At 40.0% G+C, this 20,145-nt stretch carries 18 protein-coding genes; 16 read left to right on the forward strand and 2 right to left on the reverse strand.

Annotation, left to right across the window (positions count from 1 at the left end; all coding sequences use genetic code 11):
- The first annotated feature begins 473 nt into the window (after positions 1-473).
- The 12 genes from hybO to yedF all read left to right on the forward strand — a co-directional run bounded on the left by hybO (position 474) and on the right by yedF (position 11,774).
- Complete coding sequence (gene hybO, locus ACYUCW_RS16140; RefSeq protein WP_004245185.1) at positions 474-1,598, forward strand: hydrogenase 2 small subunit; 1,125 nt, start codon at positions 474-476, stop codon at positions 1,596-1,598.
- The gene (gene hybA / locus ACYUCW_RS16145) at positions 1,595-2,608 is read left to right on the forward strand and encodes a hydrogenase 2 operon protein HybA (RefSeq protein ID WP_004245184.1); all 1,014 of its coding nucleotides are present in this window, start codon (positions 1,595-1,597) and stop codon (positions 2,606-2,608) included. The genes hybO and hybA overlap by 4 nt, the downstream gene beginning before the upstream one ends.
- The gene (gene hybB, locus ACYUCW_RS16150; RefSeq protein WP_004245183.1) at positions 2,595-3,776 is read left to right on the forward strand and encodes a Ni/Fe-hydrogenase cytochrome b subunit; all 1,182 of its coding nucleotides are present in this window, start codon (positions 2,595-2,597) and stop codon (positions 3,774-3,776) included. The genes hybA and hybB overlap by 14 nt, the downstream gene beginning before the upstream one ends.
- The gene (gene hybC / locus ACYUCW_RS16155) at positions 3,773-5,476 is read left to right on the forward strand and encodes a hydrogenase 2 large subunit (protein ID WP_460409017.1); all 1,704 of its coding nucleotides are present in this window, start codon (positions 3,773-3,775) and stop codon (positions 5,474-5,476) included. The genes hybB and hybC overlap by 4 nt, the downstream gene beginning before the upstream one ends.
- A complete protein-coding gene (locus tag ACYUCW_RS16160) occupies positions 5,476-5,964 on the forward strand; it encodes a HyaD/HybD family hydrogenase maturation endopeptidase (RefSeq protein ID WP_004245181.1) in 489 nt (162 codons plus the stop codon). Before hybC ends, ACYUCW_RS16160 begins: the two co-directional genes overlap by 1 nt.
- Positions 5,961-6,455, forward strand: coding sequence for a hydrogenase-2 assembly chaperone (hybE, locus tag ACYUCW_RS16165; RefSeq protein WP_004245180.1), 495 nt, complete (start codon positions 5,961-5,963; stop codon positions 6,453-6,455). The genes ACYUCW_RS16160 and hybE overlap by 4 nt, the downstream gene beginning before the upstream one ends.
- Before the next feature lie 61 nt (positions 6,456-6,516).
- Positions 6,517-7,719 carry a hydrogenase nickel incorporation protein HypB gene (gene hypB / locus ACYUCW_RS16170; RefSeq protein WP_460409018.1) on the forward strand — a complete coding sequence of 401 codons (1,203 nt, stop codon included), beginning with the start codon at positions 6,517-6,519 and terminating at the stop codon, positions 7,717-7,719.
- Positions 7,710-7,976 carry a hydrogenase maturation factor HybG gene (gene hybG / locus ACYUCW_RS16175; RefSeq protein WP_004245178.1) on the forward strand — a complete coding sequence of 89 codons (267 nt, stop codon included), beginning with the start codon at positions 7,710-7,712 and terminating at the stop codon, positions 7,974-7,976. Before hypB ends, hybG begins: the two co-directional genes overlap by 10 nt.
- A complete protein-coding gene (hypD, locus tag ACYUCW_RS16180; RefSeq protein ID WP_152964640.1) occupies positions 7,963-9,099 on the forward strand; it encodes a hydrogenase formation protein HypD in 1,137 nt (378 codons plus the stop codon). The genes hybG and hypD overlap by 14 nt, the downstream gene beginning before the upstream one ends.
- The gene (hypE, locus tag ACYUCW_RS16185; protein WP_004245176.1) at positions 9,096-10,115 is read left to right on the forward strand and encodes a hydrogenase expression/formation protein HypE; all 1,020 of its coding nucleotides are present in this window, start codon (positions 9,096-9,098) and stop codon (positions 10,113-10,115) included. Before hypD ends, hypE begins: the two co-directional genes overlap by 4 nt.
- A 193-nt stretch (positions 10,116-10,308) precedes the next feature.
- Positions 10,309-11,535 carry a selenium metabolism membrane protein YedE/FdhT gene (gene yedE, locus ACYUCW_RS16190; protein ID WP_004245174.1) on the forward strand — a complete coding sequence of 409 codons (1,227 nt, stop codon included), beginning with the start codon at positions 10,309-10,311 and terminating at the stop codon, positions 11,533-11,535.
- Entirely contained in the window at positions 11,532-11,774 is a 243-nt protein-coding gene (gene yedF / locus ACYUCW_RS16195) for a sulfurtransferase-like selenium metabolism protein YedF (RefSeq protein ID WP_004245173.1), read from the forward strand. The genes yedE and yedF overlap by 4 nt, the downstream gene beginning before the upstream one ends.
- Positions 11,775-11,856: 82 nt before the next feature.
- Here yedF and rdgC read toward each other — a convergent pair whose 3' ends face one another.
- Entirely contained in the window at positions 11,857-12,765 is a 909-nt protein-coding gene (gene rdgC, locus ACYUCW_RS16200) for a recombination-associated protein RdgC (protein WP_163748828.1), read from the reverse strand.
- Positions 12,766-14,097: 1,332 nt separating this feature from the next.
- On the opposite strand from rdgC, the gene ACYUCW_RS16205 reads away from it, so the two are divergent.
- From ACYUCW_RS16205 to ACYUCW_RS16220, 4 genes are all read left to right on the forward strand, one after another.
- Positions 14,098-15,288 carry a porin gene (locus ACYUCW_RS16205; protein WP_223231988.1) on the forward strand — a complete coding sequence of 397 codons (1,191 nt, stop codon included), beginning with the start codon at positions 14,098-14,100 and terminating at the stop codon, positions 15,286-15,288.
- A gap of 86 nt (positions 15,289-15,374) precedes the next feature.
- Positions 15,375-17,330 carry a bifunctional 2',3'-cyclic-nucleotide 2'-phosphodiesterase/3'-nucleotidase gene (locus ACYUCW_RS16210; protein WP_460409019.1) on the forward strand — a complete coding sequence of 652 codons (1,956 nt, stop codon included), beginning with the start codon at positions 15,375-15,377 and terminating at the stop codon, positions 17,328-17,330.
- An 82-nt stretch (positions 17,331-17,412) separates the two neighbouring features.
- A complete protein-coding gene (locus ACYUCW_RS16215) occupies positions 17,413-18,189 on the forward strand; it encodes a ribonuclease T2 family protein (protein WP_004245169.1) in 777 nt (258 codons plus the stop codon).
- A gap of 18 nt (positions 18,190-18,207) precedes the next feature.
- Positions 18,208-19,830: a bifunctional metallophosphatase/5'-nucleotidase gene (locus ACYUCW_RS16220; protein WP_004245168.1), complete on the forward strand. Its 1,623-nt coding sequence runs from the start codon at positions 18,208-18,210 to the stop codon at positions 19,828-19,830.
- 189 nt (positions 19,831-20,019) lie between these two features.
- Here ACYUCW_RS16220 and ACYUCW_RS16225 read toward each other — a convergent pair.
- On the reverse strand, positions 20,020-20,145 hold a 126-nt coding region (locus tag ACYUCW_RS16225; protein WP_250269703.1), incomplete at its 5' end, for a transposase.

The raw sequence follows: 20,145 nt of genomic DNA on the forward strand, positions 1-20,145 counted from the left end.
ATATAATGTAATACAAAGGTTGATAATATGAAAATAACCATCATATTTATAATTAAAAAAATATATTAAGTTATTTCTAATAATGTGGGTTGAAAATTAGAAATAATAAATTATTATTTTTGTATTATTTTAAATATATTGTCTTATAAATTGATTGTTTTTTGTGTTTTCTGTATCTATTTGATTTTAAATGATTTGTATTATTTTTAATTAGCTCATTTTTTGATAATAAGAATTATTACTACTTATTTTATCATTACTATATAAAGAATAATTAATTTTAAATTGACCATATATATTAAAAATCCATCTTAAACATTAAATAGCTGAAACGTTTTTTCTCGCATAAAAGAATAATTTATTTTTTAATGAATTATCGCTTGATAATGATCAAGTCATTATTGTGTCGGAGTGTTAAAAAGGCGGTGTTTTAAAATTATTCCAATTAAAAATCATCATATCAGGAGAGATATATGGCCTTGGGGAATAATGTTTTTTCCCAACATGGTATTAACCGACGCGATTTTATGAAATTGTGCGCAGCGTTATCAGCTACCATGGGATTAAGCGGCAAAGCAGCCGCGCAAATGTCACAAGCAATGACATCACCTGAACGTCCACCTGTTATTTGGATTGGTGCTCAAGAGTGTACAGGTTGTACGGAATCTTTATTACGTGCGACTCACCCAACACTTGAAAACCTTGTTCTGGATGTTATCGCACTTGAATATCACGAAGTGCTCTCTTCCGCTTTTGGTTATCAAGCAGAAGAAAACAAACATAATGCGATGGAGAAATACAAAGGTAAATACGTCCTTGTTGTCGACGGTTCTATCCCTGACAAAGATGGCGGTATTTACTGTATGGTGGCAGGCAAACCTATTCTTGAGCATATCAAAGAAGCCGCTGAAGGTGCGGCGGCAATTATTGCTATCGGTTCTTGTTCTGCATGGGGTGGTGTGCCAGCTTCTGGAGGTAACCCTACTGGCGCTAAATCACTGGAAGCTATTTTACCGGGTAAAACAGTTATCAATATTCCAGGGTGTCCACCAAACCCACATAACTTCTTAGCTACAGTTGCACATATTATTACCTTTAATTCATTACCTAAGTTAGATAGCAAAAACAGACCGCTATTTGCATATGAGCGTCTAATACATGAAAACTGTGAACGCCGTCCTCATTTTGATGCGGGTCGTTTTGCTAAAGAATTTGGTGATGAAGGACACCGCCAAGGCTGGTGTTTATACCATTTAGGTTGTAAAGGACCTGAAACTTACGGTAACTGCCCAACATTAGAATTTTGCGATATTGGTGGAGGAATTTGGCCTGTTGGTATTGGTCACCCTTGCTATGGCTGTAATGAAGAGGGTGTCGGATTTACGAAAGGTATTTTCCAACTTGCGAATGTTTATCAGCCAACACCAAAAGCACAAGTACCCGATGTTAACGCCAAAGAAGGTGGTGGTGTTTCTTATGGTGCAGCAGGCTTATTAGGTGCAGTTGTTGGTGCTGTTGCTGGGGTAAGTGTGATGGCTGTGCGTCAATTAGGCCGTGACAAAAATACCACAGGAGCCTCACAGGAGGATAAACGGTGAATAGGCGTCATTTCTTTAAGCTGGCATCAGGTGGGGTTCTCCTTGCGGGAATGGCACCCACTGCGAGTCATGCTGCGGCGCAGAACCGTCCTCCAATTCCTGGGGCTCTCGGTATGCTCTATGACTCTACACTCTGTGTAGGCTGTCAAGCATGTGTGACAAAATGTCAGGAAATTAATCATCCGGAACCCATGGAGCGTGGTGATACTTATGCTAATGGTGATCCGATCTGGTCAAACAATGACAAACTAAGTCCTTACACAAATAACATTATTCAAATTTGGCGTGATGGAACAGGTGAAAATAAAGATCAACTGGAAAACGGTTATGCCTTTATTAAGAAACAATGTATGCATTGCGTTGATGCTAACTGTGTTTCTGTGTGTCCTGTTTCAGCGTTAACCAAAGATCCGAAAACCGGTATTGTGCATTATCATGCAGATATCTGTACAGGTTGTCGTTACTGTATGGTGGGTTGTCCTTATAACATTCCTAAATACGATTATGATGATCCCTTCGGTAAGCTTTATAAATGTGAACTATGTAACCAAAAAGGGGTAGAGCGCTTAGATAAAGGCTTATTACCCGGCTGTGTTGAGGTTTGTCCAACAGGTGCTGTGATTTTTGGTACTCGTGAAGAGTTGCTTGAAGAAGCAAAACGCCGGTTAGCGAAAAAAGCGGGTGAAGAATATCACTATCCACGCCAAACCATTAATGGTGGCGATACTTATCTACATAAGATCCCAGAATATCAAGATCATATCTATGGTGAGTTTGAAGGTGGTGGTACGCAGGTGATGGTACTTTCCGCGGTGCCTTTTGAAAACCTAGGTATGCCAGAAGTGGCTCCATTATCAACGGGTGCGCGTTCTGAACATATTCAACATACGCTGTATAAAGGTATGGTTTTACCAATAGCAGCGCTTGCGGGCATTACTTATTTGGTTAACCGTAATAGTAAAAAACAAGAGCAGGAACACCATAAGGAGGATAACGATGTCGAGTCATGATCCTCGTCCACTTGGCGGTAAGTTATTTACTTTAGCTGTTAGAGTGTTTTTACCGCTTGCTGTGCTTGGTTTTATTCTTATTGGTAAGCGTTTGGTATTGGGTCTTGGGGATGTTTCCGATCTAAATGGCGGTTATCCTTGGGGTATTTGGATAGCCTTTGACTTACTTATCGGAACAGGCTTTGCGTGTGGTGGTTGGGCACTGGCATGGGCTGTTTATGTTTGTAATAAAGGTGAATTTCATCCCTTAGTACGTCCTGCATTATTAGCGAGCTTGTTCGGCTATTCGTTAGGTGGATTATCCATTGCAATCGATATTGGTCGTTACTGGAACATGCCTCACTTCTTTATGCCTCAATACTTTAACGTTAACTCCGTGTTGTTTGAAACAGCAACTTGTATGACCATCTACATTATGGTGATGGCATTAGAGTTTTTACCTGCACTACTGGAACGTTTAGGTTGGAAAGTTTCGTTAAGACGCCTTAATAAAGCGATGTTCTTTATTATTGGTCTAGGCGCCTTATTGCCAACCATGCACCAATCCTCCATGGGATCATTAATGATTTCGGCTGGTTGGAAGGTGCATCCTCTGTGGCAATCTTATGAAATGCTACCGCTGTTCTCTTTATTAACCGCCTTTATCCTCGGTTTCACTATTGTTATTTTTGAAGGTTCTTTATTAAAAGCGAGCCGTACTATTAATGACGATGAAACACCGCTATTTACCAAGTTAACTAAAATCATAGAAGTACTTCTGATCACCTTCTTGGTATTACGTTGGGGTGAAGTGATCTGGAACGGTAAGCTGAGTTATATCGCTAAAGGGGATATGTTCTCTTGGTTATTCCTTGCAGAAAGTGCCTTGTTGTTTATTCCTCTGGTATTGATGCACCTGAAAAATAATCGTCGTAGCCCAAGAATGTTATTTGTCTGCGCATTATTTATGTTAGTGGGTGCGGCAATGTGGCGTATGAACTATTCATTAGTCGCTTATAACCCAGGCAACGGCTATCACTATTTCCCAACTGCAAGTGAGTTGTTGATTTCTATTGGCTTCGTTGCATTCGAAGTTACTGCTTACATTCTTATTATCCGTTTACTGCCGGTACTACCAGCACAAACAGAGTCAAATATACAATTAAAAAAGGCTGAGGTTAAATCATGAGCCAACGCATTACTATTGATCCTATTACCCGTATTGAAGGGCATTTACGCGTCGACTGTGAAATCGATAACGGAAAAGTCGTTAAAGCTTGGTCTTCCGGTACTATGTGGCGTGGAATGGAGGAGATCCTAAAAGGAAGCGATCCTCGTGATGCATGGATTATTGTGCAACGCATTTGTGGTGTTTGTACAACGGTTCACGCAATAGCCTCAGTACGTGCTGTAGAAGATGCCTTAGGGATGGATATTCCGGTTAATGCTCAGTATATCCGTAACTTAATTCTGGCTTCTCACATTATTCATGACCATATCGTCCATTTCTATCAGTTGTCTGCGATGGATTGGGTTGATATTACGGCAGCATTACAGGCAGATCCTGAAAAAGCCTCAGCGATGCTTAAAGGGGTTTCTCAATGGCAATTGAACTCTGCTGAAGAGTTCAGAAAAGTGCAGAAGAAAATTCAAGATTTGGTTGATAGCGGTCAGTTAGGTATTTTCGCTAATGGTTACTGGGGTCACTCAGCCATGAAATTACCTCCTGAAGTTAACTTGATTGCGGTAGCCCACTATCTACAAGCATTGGAATGCCAGCGCGATGCAAACCGCATTGTTGCCGTGTTAGGGGGTAAAACACCGCATATTCAAAACTTAGCTGTGGGCGGTGTTGCTAACCCAATTAACCTTGATGCACCGAATGTTCTCAATTTAGAACGTTTAATGTATGTAAAACACTTTATTGATAACTTGGGTGATTTTATTGAACAAGTTTATAAAGTGGATACTGCTATTTTTGCTGCTTATTATCCAGAGTGGTTAAAAATCGGTAAAGGGGCTAATTACTACTTATCTGTGCCTGAATTGCCTATTAATGGCAATAATACTGAGTTTTTACTCTCAGGTGGCTATATGGAAGGCGTTGATTTTTCTACTTATCGTCCAATCAAAGATTGGAAAGATCAAAACCTGAAAGACGGCATTGAAGAGAGTGGTAAACACGCATGGTATGAAGATGATGAACCATTAAAACCATGGGAAGGTTTAACTCGTCCTAAATACACCGGTTGGGATGAAAATAATAAATACTCATGGGTTAAGTCACCCACATTTTACGGCAAACCTGTAGAAGTAGGTACTTTAGCATGGTTAGTGTGTGGTTTAGCGGGTAAACATGAAGGTACAGTAAAACACTATAACGAAGTTAATCAGATCTACACCAAATTAACCGGTCAAACCTTGGTGACAGAGCAGTTAGAGTCAACTTGGGGACGCATTATTGGTCGTACTGTTCATGCTTGTGTATTACAAGATTCGCTTAACTTCTTATGGCAATCACTGGTTGATAATATTGGCCGTGGAGATACTGCTTCCTTTATTAAACCTGAGTTTGAGCCGGGTAAAGAGTATCGTGGCGTCGGTTTTGAAGAGGCTTCGCGCGGTATGCTATCTCACTGGATAGTCTTTAAAGATGGCAAAATCACAAACTATCAGGCAGTTGTTCCTTCAACATGGAATGCGGGTCCTCGTAACTTTAATGATGAACCGGGTCCTTATGAGTTATCACTAGTGGGAACGCCGGTGGCTGATCCTAACAAACCTCTGGAAGTGGTAAGAGCCATTCACTCTTTCGACCCATGTATGGCTTGTGCTGTGCATATGGTTGATTTAACAGGTAAAGAATTAAGTAAGGTGAAGGTATTGTAATGCGTACACTTGTCTTAGGTATTGGTAATTTATTACTAAGCGATGAAGGCATTGGTGTTCGTATCGTAGAAGCGCTCGAAGAGCGCTTCTCTTTACCGGAGAACGTCGATGTTATTGATGGTGGCACATCAGGCATGGAAATTTTGCAAGATATTGCTGCAAGAGATTTATTGATTGTTGCTGATGCAGTAAGAAGCCAGCACGAGCCGGGCAGTATCTTTGTATTACATGATGATGATGTACCTGCATTATTTACCCAGAAAATTTCACCGCATCAACTCGGGCTGTCGGATGTATTAATGGCTTTACGTATGACCGATGAATTTCCTCGCAAACTGATTTTAGTGGGTATTGAACCTGCTTCATTAGCGCCAAGTATGTCATTGTCAGATATTGGTCAGCAATCGATGGAAATAGCACTTGAACAAGTGGTTAATATTTTGCGTGAACATGGGATCACCGTAACCCCTAAAGAGGTAACAGCATGAGTGAATTAAATTGGGATATCACGGGATACGATGAACCACCTATTGAATTACTTGAAAGCAGTTTTCGAGAGATTGCCAAAAAAGAGATGCAAGCATTGCCTTTTTATAGAGAAAATATTCCCGTAAAAGCAGGGGGATTTACTTTATTTGAAAAGCAATGGATTGGAACAATTTTAACGCCTTGGATGCTAGAGCTTATTGTGTTGCCTGGGCCATCACAAGAGTGGCCAAGACGTAAAATTGGTGAGCGTATCGCCTTAGCGCTTCCTTGTGGTCAGGTTAAATTTGTCGTTGGTGAACTTGCTAATGGTGCTCAATATCTGGCTTGTTCATTAATGTCGCCACTTGATCGCCATTTACAAGGTGAGCAAGCGGTTGAGTTAGCAGAAAACAGTGCAAAAATGGCTCTTTCTCTTCCTGTTCAGACACAATCCGTCACAGAAGTTGATTTAAGTCGGCGTTCCCTGTTTCGTGGTCAGTTAAGATCATAATGTAGAACGTTTACGCGACACCGAGTCAAATTCTTCTTATTGAATAGTCAGGAGTCAGAATATGTGTAGCACTTGCGGTTGTGGTGAAGGTAATGTCAGCATTGAAGGCGTAGCGCCTCATTCACACGATCACCACCATCACTCTCACGACCATGATCATCACGACCATGGCCATCACCATCACGGTCATCACCATCATCATGGGCATGATCATCATCATGAACACAATGCTACTCCAGCGAATACTGTTCATAAATATATTGATAAGTCTGAGCAAAAGCATAAGCACAATTACGAAACTCATGGTCAGCCTATCATTATTCATCATCACCATTACCATAATAGTGGCGATGTTCATCTCCATTTTTATCATGATGCACAGCAAAATGAAGCCCAAGTGTTCCATGAGCATCATCATGGGCATGACGATCATCATGCACATTCTCGTGAACATACTCATAGCCATGAGCATGAACATAGCCATGCTCACGAACATAGCCATGCTCACGAACATAGCCATGAACACGAAGAACAATTTAGTCCAGTTATTGATAATGACAACATGCATTATGGGCAAGGGGAAGCTGGTACTCATGCTCCCGGAATTAGCCAAAAACGAATGTTAAAAATTGAGATGGATGTACTGGATAAAAATAATCGAATTGCCGTTCATAATCGTGAACATTTTGCCCAGCAAAATGTATTGGCGCTGAATTTAGTTTCAAGTCCCGGCTCCGGTAAAACAACGTTGCTAACTCAAACGTTAAAACAGCTAACGCAACGTGTACCTTGTGCGGTGATTGAAGGTGATCAGCAAACGACGAATGATGCTGATCGTATTCGTGAAACCGGGGTTGCTGCTATTCAAGTCAATACGGGTAAAGGTTGTCACCTTGATGCACAAATGGTGCATGATGCTACCCATCAATTAGGTTTAAAAGACAACAGTATTCTCTTTATTGAAAATGTTGGCAATCTGGTTTGCCCTGCCAGTTTTGATCTGGGTGAAAAACATAAAGTGGCTATCCTTTCGGTAACGGAAGGGGAAGATAAACCATTAAAATATCCACATATGTTTGCCGCTGCAGATCTGATGATTATCAATAAAATTGATTTAGTACCACATCTTAATATTGATGTGCAAGCTTGCATTGAATCAGCGCGTCGCGTTAATCCTAATATTGAGATCATTGCATTATCTGCGACAACTGGCGAAGGTATGGAAGAGTGGTTAGCTTGGTTGGAGAGCCGTTTATGTGCTTAGGTGTTCCTGCCAAGATAGTTGAGGTGGGCGATGACGTCCACCAACTCGCTTATGCTGAAGTCAGTGGCGTAAAACGTGCCGTCAATATCTCTATGGTTTGTGAGGGTGACCCGTCAGAGTTATTAGATAAGTGGGTGCTTATTCATGTTGGATTTGCCATGAGTATTCTTGATGAACAAGAAGCTCAAGATACTCTGGATGCATTACAACATGTATATGGTGTTACCCTTGAAGAGGCTGATGATGCAATACGTTGATGAATTTCGTGATCCCGAATTGGCCAAAGCATTATTAGCTCAAATACGTGAAACTATTTCACAATGGCCTCATCCCATCACTCGCCCATTACAGATTATGGAAGTGTGTGGCGGACATACGCATGCCATTTTTAAATTTGGTCTCGACCGCTTATTACCACAAGAGATTGAGTTTGTTCATGGTCCCGGTTGCCCGGTATGTGTGTTACCTATGGGGCGCATTGATGCTTGCTTAGAAATTGCAGCCCGTCCAGAAGTCATTTTCTGTACTTTCGGTGATGCGATGCGGGTGCCCGGTCGTCATGGTTCAATGCTTGATGCTCGTCGTCGCGGTAGTGATATCCGTATTGTTTACTCACCGCTTGATTCATTAAAAATTGCGCAAGATAACCCTGATAAACAAGTGGTATTTTTTGGCTTAGGCTTTGAAACTACCATGCCAAGTACGGCGATGACGCTGCAACAAGCGAAATTACGTGGACTGAAAAATTTTTCGCTATTTTGTCAGCACATTACTATCGTACCGACTTTACGTTGCTTATTAGAGCAAGAAGATGTACGTATTGATGGTTTTATTGCCCCCGGTCATGTCAGTATGGTGATTGGCTGCACGCCTTATCAACCTTTATGTGATGAATTTGAAAAAACCTTTGTGGTGACAGGTTTTGAACCGTTGGATTTATTACAAGCTATACTGATGGTAGTAAAACAGCTTAAAGCAAAAGCTGAGAATGCAGATTATGTTTTAAGTATTGAAAATCAATATAGTCGTATTGTCCCTAATGAAGGCAATAAACTTGCGCAAAAAGCATTGAAAGATGTTTTTATGCTAAAAGAGAGCAGTGAATGGCGTGGACTTGGGGAGATCCCTATGTCTGGTATTCAACTAACACCCGCTTACGCTGAGTTTGACGCTGAACGACGTTTTACACCAGCACCACAACAAGTGGCTGATAATCCACAATCACGCTGTGGCGATGTATTAACCGGACGATGCAAACCTTCTGATTGCCCATTATTTGGTAAAAGTTGTACACCAGAAACGGCATTAGGTGCCTTAATGGTGTCATCAGAAGGTGCATGTGCGGCTTATTATCAGTATCGCCGTGAAGGTAATATATGAAACAACCTGATGAAATCACCTTAGCTCAAGGAAATGGTGGGCAAGGTATGCAACAACTTATCGAAGGGCTATTTTTGAAAGCATTCGATAATCCATTATTGAATGAAAAAGAAGATCAGGCTCGTATTGCATTAGCCGATCTCACAGCACAGGGCGATCGTCTGGCATTTAGTACCGACAGTTATGTGATTGATCCGATCATTTTCCCAGGTGGAAATATTGGTAAATTATCTGTTTGCGGAACCGCAAACGATCTTTCTGTAGGTGGGGCTGTACCTCGCTATCTCTCTTGTGGTTTTATTTTAGAAGAGGGACTTGCTTTTGAAACGCTAGAAACATTGGTGATGGCGATGGCAAAAGCCGCACAACAAGCAGGTATTCAGATTGTAACGGGGGATACCAAAGTGGTTCCTCGTGGTGCTGCGGATAAGATCTTCATTAATACTGCGGGTATTGGGGTGATCCCAAGTAAAATTGATTGGGCAGCAAGTCACATTAAAGCCGGCGATAAGATCATCGTCAGCGGTACAATAGGCGATCATGGTGCCACTATCTTAAATTTACGTGAAAATTTAGGATTGGAAGCTGATCTGCAAAGTGACTGTGCCGTGCTTGAACCAATGATCGCGCCTTTACGTCAAATTGACGGTATTCGTGCATTACGTGATGCAACTCGTGGTGGCGTGACCGCTATTTTACATGAGTTTTCTCAAGCCTGTGGCTGTGGCATGAATGTATATGAAAACAAACTGCCAATGAAACAGTCTGTACGTGGTGTGTGTGAATTATTAGGGCTGGAAGCACTCAATTTTGCTAACGAAGGTAAAATTGTATTAGTCGTGTCACCGCAAGCAGAAAAACAAGTTCTTGAGGCTTTGCATCAACATACTTTAGGCCAAGATGCTTGTACCATTGGTGAAGTAACTGAAGAGCGTTATATTCGTTTAACGGGAATTTTTGGCACAAGTCGTATTTTAGATCTCCCTTATAACGAGCCATTACCCCGTATTTGTTAATTAAATCAAATCACTCAACTGATCTTTTAAATACTCATAAGTTATTTCTCTGTTACAGAAGTTTGTTATAACGCAAACTTCTGTCATTTATCTTAATTCTGATCCTTTGATAAAAATATTTTTGGAGTAACATGTTCGACCAATCCTACTGCGTGGAGAGGGTCTCTCGTGGGGGTAAGTTCTAGGGAAAAACATGTCTTGGTCAGAATTTAAATCTCAATACCTGATCCGTTTCTGGAAGCCTCTTCCGGCGGTTATTGCAGCAGGTATCTTATCTACTTACTACTTTGGTCTAACCGGCACTTTCTGGGCAGTTACTGGTGAGTTTACTCGCTGGGGCGGTCATGTGATGCAATGGTTTGGTGCGCATCCAGAAGAATGGGGTTACTTTAAAATCATTGGTCTTGAAGGGACACCACTCACTCGTATTGATGGGGTAATGATTATTGGGATGTTTGGTGGTTGTATTATGGCAGCACTTTGGGCCAATAATGTCAAACTTCGTCATCCTCAACATAAAGTGCGTATTCTTCAGGCCGTTTTGGGCGGTATTATTGCCGGATTTGGTGCACGTTTAGCCATGGGGTGTAACCTCGCGGCATTCTTTACCGGTATTCCTCAATTTTCATTGCATGCTTGGTTCTTTGCTGTTGCTACTGCTATTGGCTCTTATTTTGGTGCCAAACTTTCATTAATGCCACTATTTCGTATACCGGTAAAACTGCAAAAAGTCAGTAAAGCATCACCTATTACGCAAGATAAACAACGTGCAAAACGTCGCTTTCGATTGGGGATGGTTATCTTTTTTGCCATGATCGCATGGTCATTAATCATTCTATTTGATTCACCCAAACTCGGCTTTGCTATGCTGGGGGGAATTGGCTTTGGGATCTTAATTGAACGTGCACAAATCTGTTTTACTTCCGCATTTCGTGACTTATGGATAACCGGTAGAACGCATATGGCGAAAGCGATTATTATCGGTATGGCGGTAAGTGCGGTGGGTATTTTTAGCTATGTACAATTAGGTGCTGCACCGAAAATTATGTGGGCCGGTCCTAATGCAGTTATTGGTGGTTTGTTGTTTGGTTTTGGTATCGTGCTTGCTGGTGGTTGTGAAACAGGCTGGATGTATCGTGCTGTTGAAGGGCAGATCCACTTTTGGTGGGTAGGCTTAGGTAACGTGATTGGTTCAACAATACTGGCGTATTATTGGGATGATTTTTCTGCGGTACTGGCTACCGACTACGATAAAATCAACCTATTAGATACTTTTGGTCCAGTTGGTGGATTAGCCATCACCTACCTGCTACTTGGTCTCTCTTTTATATTACTACTTTGGTGGGAAAAACATTTTTTCCGCAAAAGAGCGCAGCAAGCGCAAGCGCTTTCAACACAAATTAATAAGGAAATCGCATGAACGAGAAAAAAACCATAGTGCCAGATTATCGTCTTGATATGGTCGGTGAGCCTTGTCCTTATCCTGCGGTGGCAACATTAGAAGCGATGCCGTCACTGAAAAAAGGTGAGATCCTTGAAGTGGTAAGCGATTGTCCTCAGTCTATTAATAATATTCCCTTAGATGCGAAAAACTACGGTTATACCGTATTAGATATTCAGCAAGATGGGCCGACAATACGCTATTTAATTCAAAAATAGCGGCGGAATAATTGATAAAAAAACAGCCTGATCATAGCGTGAGATAGGCTGTTTTTTTGTACTATGATATCGGGTGATAAAATTACTCGGCTTCACCACCAAGTACTTCGATAACCCTTTCAATTAGCGCGCTTAGTTCACCTGTCATTAAGACAAAATCGGCATCAAAACGCTGGGCAAAATCGGCTTTATCAATATCATCGTTTTGCTCACGCAAGGTATCACTAAATTTAATGCGCTTGATAGAGCCATCATCACAAAGCATGAATTGCAGGCGATCTTCCCAATCAAGAGAAAGCTTGGTGACAAACTTACCGGCTTCAATATGAGTGGCAATTTCATCAGAGACAAGCTCTTGTTTCTTACAACGTATCACGCCACCTTCTTCTAATACCGCTTTAAGCTCGGCTTCATCCATTAATGTAAAACCAGCAGGGAGTTCACCGGAACGAACCCATTGTGTCATTTTTGATTCGACAGACTCATTAAAATTGAGTGGAACCACGGGTAGCGAACCTAATGTTTTACGCAATAAGGCTAAATTATCTTCGGCACGTTTTGCACTACCTGAATCAACAATCACTAATTGTTTATCTAAATCTAACCAAATAAAGGTTTGTGAGAATTTGCTAAATGCGCGAGGAAGTAACGTGTGGACAACTTCATCTTTTAATGTCGCTTTTTCGGTTTTCTTTAATTTACGACCTTGTTCACCCTCTAACTTTTCAACTTTATCTTGTAGCGTTTGCTTAATGACGGTGGCGGGGAGGATCTTATCTTCTTTCCGTGCGCACATCATGACTTGTTTACCTGCAACATGGATAAGTGCTTCGCCACGATCACCCATAGGTGAAACCCAACCCGTTTTGGTCATATCTTGGCTACTACAAGGGGTGAATGCTAATGAAGCCAGCTGTTGTTCTAACTCATCCATTGACAGCGCTATCTCTTTATTTAAGCGATAGACCAAAATATTTTTAAACCACAGCATCTGACATTCCCCTTAATCATGATTAACAGCAATATGATACTGAATGTTAGCAGTATCTAAAAGGTAATATCCTTTAAAAGAAATTTATTATCGGCTCACAGTATAAAAACAGTGTTCAAGCTGAATCGAATAATTAGTAAAATTACTTTATGAAAATGAGTTTTATTCTTATTTGTTGCTAATTAACTTATCGTTTTACGGGAGAGATAATCTAAATCTCAAGGATTGTCGTAATGTGATAATTATCACGTAGTTGGGTTTTTATCCTATTTTTGAACGCTTTCTTTGCAACACTTTCAGATTTATCTCTGCATTAATTTACAAAAGAAAATTTATCTTGACGATTGGATGTGATTTTTATCACAGTTTTAAGAAAAAGTAACAGGTTGTTTTTCATGGTAACGATGGTGATCTAAATCACAAATATAAATATTTTTTTGCGGAAAATTGACAAAAACGCATAAATAGCCTTTTTATGTTAACTATGGTTATAGTTTAGCTTTAGTTATGATTAATAGAATCCGTCGTTCATAAACAAACATTGATTAGAGATTGTAATTAAACCTTACTCTTGTCCTATCTTGGTTGATATTTTTAGTTAATTATCCTTATAAAGTGTGTAGGTCATTCATTACTGCGAGTTAAATTGTAGTTAAATTTATTTTTAAGCTTATTTAAATAACAAGTAAATATAAAAATAGAAAATTATAGAATTGAGATAATAATATTTAAATCTTTAGGGTTATTTATTTAGTGGTTAAAAATAATACGTCCTTTTAAATATATTAAATAGCAAGGTAAATTTTTTTATTAGCAAAAACATTAGCTATGTAACAAAATGAAATATAAAAGAAAAATTAAAAAATGGTATTTTGAAAAAGTTGATTAAGTTCAAAAAATACGTATCTTTAAGCTTAATTGTGAAGCTCATCACTCAGGTATGTAACCATGAAAATATACTTTGATGTAATTGTGGGTTATATCACGAAAGTTAGGCTTTTTTTTGAGTAACATGCCAGCGAAAATTCAATGCTCTACTCGATTTGTGGATAGAAATAAAAGCAATGCCCTTATTTAAATAGTAATGAGGACATTATTTTTGTGTCTTATTGGTGAATATCTCTGTGTCAAGGAAATTAAAGCCTGTAAGAAAATTAAGTAGAGTAATAATAGCAGTTATAAAAATGAACGGTTGTAAAAGCGATTTTCTTGTTTGAGATCCGTGGCGGCGGCTCTTTGAACTGAAATCAGGGTTAATCATAGACGGCGGTATTATTTTTAACCTTAGAAAGAAAATCATAAAACTATAGAAAATAGATGGGTATTTTAATCATGAAAAGCTTAAAGCCTTTAGCAGCGCTGGTAGGTTTATTGGTTCTGTCGGGATCTGCAAACGCAGTAAATGTGTACAACGATAAAGGTACACGTTTTGATGTTAACGGTCAGTTCCGTTTAAAAACGCAAGTGACAAGTAAAGATCATGAAATGCGTATGCGTGATGATGGTAGCCGTATCGGTTTCTTTGGTTCCCATGAACTGACTAACGATATCAAAGTGTTTGGTAAGTTAGAGTGGGGTTCAGATACTCAAAAAACCAACAGTGATAATGAGAAAACAAACTTTGATCTGTACAACCGCGTAGGCTATGTCGGTTTTTCTCATCGTGATTATGGACAAATCCAATTTGGTCGTACTTATATCCCAATTGACTGGGTGAAAAAATCAAGCTACGGCTATGGTAATACAGGGGTATTTTACTTTAGTGATGTATTAGGCCGTGCAGTAGGTTATTCAAGTAAAGGGGTTGGTAAAAACAACTTTATGACCCGTTTACCACAAACTATCTTTATTGAAACAAACCGTTATGAAGGCTTTAAATTAGCGGCAACTTTAACGGGTAAAGATGGTAAAGATAATGATGGTGATGGAAAAAATGGCGATCGCAGAACCGGTGATATCCGTCATGCCTATTCTGTCGTTGGTTTCTATAAATCAACTTTCGGTTTAGAGTTTGATGCGGGTTACTCAGCAGCTGTAGGTGAGCCTAATCTATACCCAGATAGTGTTGTTGGTAATAAAAAACCAGAAAATAGTATCTTAGCATTCGGTGCTGAATACTTCTTCCCTGGTCGCGAATTCTCTATCGGTATCGACTATGGTCAATCTCGCGGTAAAAATACTGGCTTAACCTTAAGAGAAGGTGCAACTGAGAAAGACTATAAATGGAACTCAGTTAAAGGCGATTGGAAAGCGAATTTATATGGTGTTGGTGTGAAATGGCACTGGGATCGTATCGAAAGTGGTATGTATGCGGGTTATTACCTGCGTGATGGCGATGCTAACACTTTCAACTACAAAAAAGAAACCTATACTGTGGGTGTAGATAAACGTTTTGCGGTATCTAAATACAACAACTTACGTTTATTCGCTGAAATGGCATATGATGATGCTCGTAGCGAAAACCCAGCTTATGAAGATAAAAAACAATATATCTTTGAAACTGGTATGCGTCTGTACTTCTAGTTTTATCAAAGCAAGTATTGTTTGACAGAAGTAATAAAAGGAGAGCAACTGTGCTCTCCTGTTAACCAATATATAAGGGGTGTGTAATGGTTAAGAATGTGTTGAAAATCTCAACATTAGCAATGTTGGTCGCATTCAATGTGAATGCTGCGACAGTCGATCTCCGTATTATGGAGACTTCGGATGTTCACAGTAACTTAATCGACTTTGACTACTTCAAAGACAAACCAACAGAACAGTTTGGTTATGTTCGTACGGCGAATTTAATTAAAGCCGCGAAAGCTGAAGCAACCAATGCGATTTTAGTGGATAACGGTGACTTGATCCAAGGTAGTCCACTGGCTGACTATCAAGCAGCTAAAGGCTTAGAGAAAGGGGAAGCTCATCCAGCGCACCAGTTAATGAATACCATGGGGTATACCGTAGGTAACTTTGGTAATCATGAATTTAACTATGGTTTAGATTACCTGAAAAAAGCCATTGCGGGCGCTGAATTCCCATATATCAATGCCAATATCATGGATGCGAAAACAGGCAAAAACTATTTCACACCTTATATCATTGTTGATACACCAGTAAAAGATCGTGATGGCAAAGAGCACACTATCAAGATTGGTTATATCGGCTTTGTACCACCACAGATTTTAATCTGGGATAAAGCCAATCTGGATGGAAAAGTCGTTGTCAATGATATTACAGAAACAGCGAAAAAATTCGTTCCTCAAATGAAAAAAGAGGGTGCGGATCTGATTGTGGCTATCCCTCACTCTGGTTTCTCTTCTGAACCTTATAAAGCTATGGCTGAAAACTCAGTCTATTATCTGAGTGAAGTTGATGGCATTAACGCTATTATGTTTGGTCATGCTCACGGCGTATTCCCAAGTAAAGAATTTGAAGGCATTAAAGGTGTTGATGTTGCTAAAGGCACTGTAAATGGTGCTCCAGCAGTAATGCCAGGCCAATGGGGTGATCACTTAGGTGTTGTCGATATGGTTATCAATAACGACAGCGGCAAATGGGTGATGACCCAAGCAACAGGTGAAGCGCGTCCTATCTTTGATAAAGCAAACAAAAAAGCATTAGTTGAACGTGATGCCGAGTTAGCGCAAATCATTGAAAAAGCACACCAAGGTACTCGTGATTTCGTCGGAAAACATATTGGTAAAGCGTCAGCTAATATGTATAGCTTCTTAGCTTTAGTACAAAGTGATCCAACGGTACAAATCGTTAACGATGCACAGGTTGATTATACTAAACACTTTATTCAAGGTGATCCGAACTTAGACGGCCTGCCAGTATTAGGTGCAGCAGCACCATTTAAAGCCGGCGGACGTAAAAATGCACCTGCAGACTTCGTTGAAGTAGAAAAGGGTGACTTAACATTCCGTAACGCAGCAGACTTATATCTGTATCCAAATACATTAGTGGTTGTAAAAGCAACCGGTGCAGATGTTGTTGAGTGGTTAGAATGTTCAGCGGGTATGTGGAACCAAGTTGATCCTAACTCAACCAAACCACAATACTTAATCAACTGGGATGGTTTCCGTACTTATAACTTCGACACTATCAGTGGCGTAGAGTATAAAGTTGATTTAACTCAGCCTGCTAAATATGACGTTGATTGCCAAGTTGTCAATAAAGATGCAAACCGTATCAAAAATGTCACTTACCAAGGCAAACCTATCGATCCTAAAGCAACTTTCTTAATTGCAACCAATAACTATCGTGGATACGGTGGTAAATTTGCGGGTACAGGTGAAAGCAATATTGCCTTTGCATCACCAGATGAAAACCGTGCAATCTTAGCTTCTTATATTGCTAAGCAAACGAAAGAAAATGGCGAAGTTGCAACAAAAGCTGCGAATAATTGGTCTTTCTTACCGATCAAGACAGATAAACAATTAGATGTTCGCTTTGAAACTTCACCAAGTGAAAAAGCCGCTAACTTTATTAAAGATTTTGCTCAGTATCCAATGACCTTTGTGGAAAATGACGATATCGGTTTTGCAATTTACAAAATCGACCTAACTGAGAAGAAATAATCTTATAGACCTGTCCATTCGGGCAGGTCGTTCTCATGTTTTGGCGTGAAAGAGTGCAGTTATTGCTCTTTAAGGGGATTTTATGCGCTTTATAAAGCTATTACCTGCTATTTTAGCTGTTATTTTAGCGGGTTGTGTGACACAAGCACCTGAAGTTAAACAACCATTAAAACCGCAAGCAAAATTAGTTGAAGGCGTATCTTGTATTTTACCTGATGCACCTACTGCCAATTATGACTATATTGCGACAAATGATCGTTATGGTCAAAATAGTAAAGCATCAACAGATTACTTTAAATTAGCCATTAATTACTCACCGGCTTTTTGTGATTATAAAAAAAATAATATTAAGCGTTTAAATAACGATAACGAAAAAGAGCGTGCTAAACGCGAATTCGATAAATTTGAAATCCAGTGTTTCTCAGATAATAAATTTGGCTGGATTGTTCATGGGCTATGGGCTGAAACCTGCGATGGTAAATCATGGGATGAATGCCGTGACTGGAAAGACATACGCAAGCATCCTCGTTTATGCAAAGGGGATTTACCACCATTAGAATACTCAGCGATTAAACCTTACTTATGTTCATCACCGGGTATCGATTTATTGCAAGGTGAATGGGAAAAACATGGCGTTTGTGCCTTTGATACGCCAGAAGCATTCTTTGGTCAGCAACAAGCGTTATTTGACGCATTAGTGTTACCAGAAGGCCGCCCTTCAAATAGTGAATTGATTAAGTTCTTAAAAGAAAATAATCCATCATTGAAGGATAAAGAAATTCAAATTAATCGAGATGAATTCTATATTTGTTATAGCAAAGATTTCGAAGTGATTGATTGTCCGAAACGTGAATATTGATCTAGGGATAAAACTTAAATGAACCATAAATATAAACTCGTAGCCCTTGCAGTAAGCTCCGTCTTATTAGCAGGTTGTGCTAAAAATTATGACGAAGCGAACGTCGTTGATGTCCGTGTGATTGCACTCAATGACTTCCATGGTGCATTAAAAGCACCAGGTCCAAACAAGCCTGGTGGCATTGAGCATATGGCTACGCTGGTCAAAGAGCTGAAAAAAGATAACCCAAATAATATTGTGGTAGCTGCCGGTGATATGGTTGGTGCTAGCCCACTGTTATCTTCAATGTTCCATGATGAGCCAACTATTGAAGCGCTGTCATTAGCAGGTTTAGAAGCAACTTCAGTAGGTAACCACGAATTTGATAAAGGTATGGGGGAGTTACTGCGTAAGCAAAACGGTGGTTGCCATCCAGTTACAGGTTGTCAAGGTCCTACTGAATTTAAAGGTGCTGATTTCCAATATTTAGCGGCTAACGTGACTGTTAACGAAACAGGTAAAACGTTATTCCCTGAATATGTGATTAAAGAGTTCAATGGTATTCCGGTTGCCTTTATTGGTTTAACTTTAGAAGGTACTGCGGCTATCGTGACACCAAAAGGAACTGAAGGTTTAAGCTTCCACAATGAAGCAAAAACAATCAACGCTTTAGTGCCTAAGTTACAAGCTCAAGGTGTACAGGCGATTGGTGTTCTGATCCACGAAGGTGCTGCACAGCGCCGTGATGGTGGTCCAGTAAATATCAACGCATGTAATGGTATTACAGGTAAAGTACTTGGTGTGGTTGAACAATTAGATCCAGCGGTTGACTTTGTTGTAACGGGTCATACTCACCAAGCTTATAACTGTACTATTAACGGTAGATCAGTGACTTCTGCACAATCTAATGGCGCCATGTTAACGCGTATCGACCTGAAATTAGATAAAACAACGAAAGATGTTGTTGATGTAGAAGCGCGTAATATTTGGGTTGATAACCGCAAATATGAAAAAGATCCTGCTGTCACTAAACTGTTAGAAGCTTACGAGAAAATTGCTACACCATTAGCGAACCGTATTATTGGTAAACTAGAAGGTAACTTAACCAAGCAAACTAACGATGCAGGCGAATCGGGTCTAGGTCAAGTTATTGCTGATGCCCATTTATATACGGCAAAACCAAAAGATATGGGTGGCGCACAAATCGCCTTAATGAACAGTGGCGGTATTCGTGCTGATATGACGGGTGGTGATGTTTCTTATAACGCTATTTATACCGTACAACCATTCTCTAATGTACTGTTAACACAAACATTAACGGGTGAGCAGATCAAACGCTTATTAGAGCAACAGTGGGATCGTTCACGTCCACAAGTATTAGCGGTATCGGGTAATTTCCAATATACATGGGACAGCAAAGCACCTGTTGGACAACGTGTGATTGTTGAATCAATGCGTATTGATGGTAAGCCTGTGGATATGAAAGCGAATTACCGTGTAGTTGCAAATGAATACTTAGCAACAGGTGGTAGTAACTTCTCTGTACTGAAAGAAGGTAAAGATCCGGTTTACAGCGTGCCAGATGTTGATGCAGTAGTGAAATACTTTGCTGAGCAGTCACCTATTGCTCAACCAAAAGCGAACAACATTACTCGTAAATAACATATTTTCATACGCCTTGTGAAAATAGCACCTCTTACGAGAGGTGCGTAACTAAATAAAGAGAGCAAAGTGTTGAACACAAAGGGTCCATCCCTACCTTTGTATTCATTACGCACTTTGCTCTTTTTTTATCCAAAGCACCGTAAAATCCCGTCCTTCAGGTCGGGGATATAAGGCGCGGTTTTTTAACTAACTCGGTGTTTCCTGTTGCTCAATGTACTGGTGGATAATGGATATTGGTGCGCCACCACAACTCCCCGCGAAATAACTCGGCGACCAAAGAACCCCCTTGTAGTAATCACGTTGGGCAATATC

This window comes from Proteus sp. MB838 (assembly GCF_054767435.1).